The sequence below is a fragment of the Sebaldella sp. S0638 genome (genome assembly GCF_024158605.1).
In the GTDB taxonomy this organism is placed as follows: domain Bacteria; phylum Fusobacteriota; class Fusobacteriia; order Fusobacteriales; family Leptotrichiaceae; genus Sebaldella.
In genome coordinates this window covers 1-3896 of record NZ_JAMZGM010000186.1, presented here as the reverse complement: position 1 = coordinate 3896, position 3896 = coordinate 1, and the positions used below count along the sequence as shown (strand labels likewise).

Annotated in this window: 6 protein-coding genes; 5 read left to right on the top strand and 1 reads right to left on the bottom strand. The window is 28.7% G+C overall.

Annotated elements, in window-relative coordinates:
• Window positions 1-684 precede the first annotated feature (684 nt).
• From NK213_RS19075 to NK213_RS19055, 5 genes are all read left to right on the top strand, one after another.
• Window positions 685-966: a ribbon-helix-helix protein, CopG family gene (locus NK213_RS19075; protein ID WP_253352254.1), complete on the top strand. Its 282-nt coding sequence runs from the start codon at window positions 685-687 to the stop codon at window positions 964-966.
• On the top strand, window positions 938-1213 hold the full coding sequence (locus tag NK213_RS19070) for a type II toxin-antitoxin system RelE/ParE family toxin (protein WP_253352245.1): 276 nt from the start codon (window positions 938-940) through the stop codon (window positions 1211-1213). Before NK213_RS19075 ends, NK213_RS19070 begins: the two co-directional genes overlap by 29 nt.
• Window positions 1214-1661: 448 nt before the next feature.
• Window positions 1662-2216 carry an ArdC-like ssDNA-binding domain-containing protein gene (locus tag NK213_RS19065; RefSeq protein WP_253352241.1) on the top strand — a complete coding sequence of 185 codons (555 nt, stop codon included), beginning with the start codon at window positions 1662-1664 and terminating at the stop codon, window positions 2214-2216.
• 165 nt (window positions 2217-2381) lie between these two features.
• Window positions 2382-2951, top strand: a complete 570-nt coding sequence (locus NK213_RS19060) for a recombinase family protein (protein ID WP_253352239.1) — start codon at window positions 2382-2384, stop codon at window positions 2949-2951.
• Window positions 2938-3390, top strand: a complete 453-nt coding sequence (locus tag NK213_RS19055; protein WP_253352237.1) for a DUF4158 domain-containing protein — start codon at window positions 2938-2940, stop codon at window positions 3388-3390. Before NK213_RS19060 ends, NK213_RS19055 begins: the two co-directional genes overlap by 14 nt.
• A 60-nt stretch (window positions 3391-3450) precedes the next feature.
• Here NK213_RS19055 and NK213_RS19050 read toward each other — a convergent pair whose 3' ends face one another.
• Window positions 3451-3849, bottom strand: coding sequence for a transposase (locus NK213_RS19050; RefSeq protein WP_256478835.1), 399 nt, complete (start codon window positions 3847-3849; stop codon window positions 3451-3453).
• Window positions 3850-3896: the final 47 nt, after the last annotated feature.

Here is a 3896-nt window from a genome sequence, read left to right as displayed (position 1 = left end):
ATTCCTTCCGATACTGACATGTTATATTCATCAAATATTTTATGAACTTTTTCTTTTAGTTCTCTGTTTATTCTTAAGCTAACATACGAATCTTTCATAAATTCTCTCCTTCATATATTTTGTACTACATTATATATTATTTACCTCCGCATGTCAAATAACATGAATAAATCTATTGGAATGACAGCAAAAACTTAGATGTAATACTATACTAAAGTAGGAACACCGGTATCCAAACAATGGTTTAATTAAAAAAAATAAAGAGGTGTTTTGAAATGCAAAAAAATTATGAGTAAGAATTCAAGAAAAAATAATACGTCTTCATTTAGAAGAAGATGGAATAATTAAAAGCTTTTCTATGGAGTATAGGATATCCAAAACAAACTTAAAAAAACTGTCTAAATTTTTGTTGCCATTCCAATTTTCTCCGGTAATCTACCAAGAGAATTTTTTATTTTATAATGAATAATTTATACAATCTTTCGTGGTTCAAATTTACGATTAAGAGAGTTTTTTTACTAGTGACAACCAAGTATTAGGCCACCAATATAAAACATCTTAAAAGAAAGAAAACTAGTTATTTTCACATTCCTGACAAAAATTATGTTTCTAGTATTTGATATTTAAGTATTGTTATGCTATAATAATACTATATTACTATAATATAAAAAGGAGTTGATTTATGTGATTAGAAAATCAATAACAATAGAAGAAGCGGAATATGAAAAATTGAATAATATAGCTCATAGAGAAAAAATTTCTTTTTCAGAGGTTATAAGAAAAGCAATGAATATATATATTAATCAATATGAAGATATTAGTCTTGTGGAATACATTAAAAAAAATTGTGGATATGTTTCTGATGAAGAAGAAAAAGAACTATTAAGTTGGATTGAAGAACCTGATTTAGACCCTAATGAGGGGAGCGAACTTACTATTGAACAAATTATTAAAGGTAATTTATAGTAAAAAGTCAAAAAAATTTATTGAGAAAAATAAAAAAGATGGATTGAAATTTTTTAAAGCTTTTGATGAAATTTCTCAAGATTTGGAAAATATTAAATATTATGATATAAAAAATTTGAAAACAAAAGAAAATATTTTTAGGCTTAGAATTGGGAAATTTAGGGCTTTATTTTCTAAGAGAGATGACCAATTAATAATTTTAGTTATTAATATTGGGAGTCGGGGTGAAATTTATAAAGATTTATAATTATACACAATCTTGAATATAATAAGTTTATTTTAAATCGTTTAAGAATTTTTATCACAAAATTTATGCTGTAAATTTATTGCACTTTAACAAATAGGGCAATGCAAGCAGATAAAAACAATTTTATTATTCTGGGAATGATAAGAGAAGCTAAACCGCTTCTCTTTTTTTTTTAATCTATTTTTTTCAACTCAAATTATAGCATACTCCGAAATCCTTGGGGGATTCAAGTTTTCAAGGTCAAGCACTCCGTGTTTGCTACGCAAAACCTTGAAAATCTTGTATGCAAAAATTCGTTTATGAAAAAAACAAAAAAATTATGTAGGAACTTTGAACAATTGTAAGCATGAAATGGCTTCTACTGGTAATGCGGGCTAATGTGTAATTGTCTTATGTGTCCTTAGAGATTTAGTTTTGTTTTAAAAACTATTTTATGGGAGTGGTCAAAATGGGAAAAGCTAGAGAAAGAGTTTTTGAAGAAAGAAAAGAGTTAGTTGATACAATTATTAAAGATTTAGAAAATGGAGAAAAAACTTTTTGGCAGAAAGGGTGGTTAACTGCCAAACCGATAAATCCGACTAATGGTGTATCTTATAGAGGAATTAATTTAATAAAGCTATATATGGCAGCTGAAAGAATAGACTTTAAGGATAATCGATGGTTAACATACAAGCAGGCTGAATCTAAAAAGTGGAAAGTAAAAAAAGGTGCTAAATCCATAAGGTTAGAATTTTGGAAATGGGATATAACAAAAAAAGTCAAAGATGAAAACGGAAAAGAAAAAGAAATAACAGAAGAATTAAATAGTCCTATAGTATCATATTTCAATGTATTTAATGCAGAACAGATTGAAAATATCCCTAAAAACAAATCAATTAATGAAATTTTTAGAAATAATGAGTTGGCAGAAAAACTTATAAAGGCCAAGCTCCGTTTTTTTCCCGAAAACCCCACATTGAAAATAAAAAGACTTAAATATCAAGGAATAATATCATTTGAATGATGTTGTTTCTTTGTCTCAAAAACTAAAGTTTTTGGAGCTATGAAAAAATAGGTAGTTTTGAAACAAAAATTTTGTTAAAATAGTCTCATAACTATTTACAGAACTATTGCCAATACTATTATCAATATCTATGTATCAAAAACATGAGTTACGGAGGCTATTTTAATGAAGTTTGGGTATGCAAGAGTATCAACTACGGATCAAAATTTAGAAATGCAGATCAGTGCATTAGAAAAATATGGAGTGGATAAAATATTTTCAGATAAGGCTACTGGAAAGAATATGCAGAGGAAAGAATTTTCTAAACTGCTTGAGCAATTGAGAAAAGGAGATATACTTGTGATATTTTCCCTTTCTAGGCTAGGAAGAAAAACTAAGGATCTGATTGAACTGGTCGAAAAATTTAATGTTGAAGGTATTAATCTGATATCTCTCAAAGAAAGTATCGATACTACCTCTCCAATGGGGAGAGCTATGATCGGCATGATCTCTATCTTTGCCGAATTGGAAAGGGAATTGATTGCCGAAAGAGTTAAAGAAGGAGTGAAAAATGCTAGAGCTAGGGGTAGGCTAGGAGGAAGACCTCGTATTAACAGTGAAAAAGTCAAAGAAGCATTAGCTCTTTACCACACTGAACATTATTCTGTACAGGAAATTCTCAATAAAACAGGAGTTTCAAAAGCCACTCTTTATAGAAGGCTTTCTGAATTAGAGACTAAAAATGCAGACAATTAAATTTCGTTTTCTTACTGACAAGGAGAAGAGAGAACTTTTCATACTAAAGACAACTAAAAATGATATTGTGGATAATTTCACTCTTACATTGGAAGAAGTTCGATATATTGAAAAATTTAAGAAACCTTATTTAAAATTAGGTTATGCTCTACAGTATCTTTTCCTAAAAAATTTAGGCTATCAACTTCATAAAGATATTCCATTGGAAATTTTGAAATATGTTGGAGAACAGCTTGGAGTAGAAGATTTCAGAATAGGTATTTACTTGAATAATGAAGCTGCTAGACTCAGACATTTTTCTGAAATTGCAGATTTTTTAAATTTTTCAAGATTCAAAATGAATAGTGATTTTGAAAAACTGACTGAAAATATTGCGAGGAAATTTTCAAATAATTTAGAGCTTGCCTCACTCTTTTTGTCTGAAGGGGTACCTCCATAATTAATGTGATTTAGCACCACACAATCATTTAATAGAATGAATTCAAGGCTTCCATTAATTTCAAACCTTGAATATCAATTCTCTTAAACCATCACCCGTTTCTATTTCTATATCTTCAAAAATATACTTTCCTAAAAAATTTACATGTTGGGTTCCTAACGGACTAACCTTTTGAAATTCAATCTCTTCAAACCATTCTTCATTTTTTACTACTTCATATACCTTTTCTAAATATCTAGAATTCCATATTATTAGTGAAGCTAAAAGAATGTTTAAGCAGCTTGCTCTTTCTAACTGATTTTCTAAAGCAGATTCGTTTAATCTGCCATGTTTACCAAAAAATATTAATCGTCCTACTGAATTTATAGACTCCCCTTTATTTAACATTTTCTGTACTTCTTTTCTCAAATCACCGTTAGTAAGATATTCTAATGTAATGGTCAAGCAAAATGGGAACATTAGGATCCAAAGAAATTGAATCTAGCCTGGTAAGGAGTAATAAACCC

Excerpts from the sequence above, each read along its gene's own strand:
- NK213_RS19065 (WP_253352241.1), top strand. The coding sequence starts at position 1,662 with ATGGGAAAAGCTAGAGAAAGAGTTTTTGAAGAAAGAAAAGAGTTAGTT.
- NK213_RS19060 (WP_253352239.1), top strand. The coding sequence starts at position 2,382 with ATGAAGTTTGGGTATGCAAGAGTATCAACTACGGATCAAAATTTAGAA.
- NK213_RS19055 (WP_253352237.1), top strand. The coding sequence starts at position 2,938 with ATGCAGACAATTAAATTTCGTTTTCTTACTGACAAGGAGAAGAGAGAA.
- NK213_RS19050 (WP_256478835.1), bottom strand. The coding sequence starts at position 3,849 with ATGTTCCCATTTTGCTTGACCATTACATTAGAATATCTTACTAACGGT.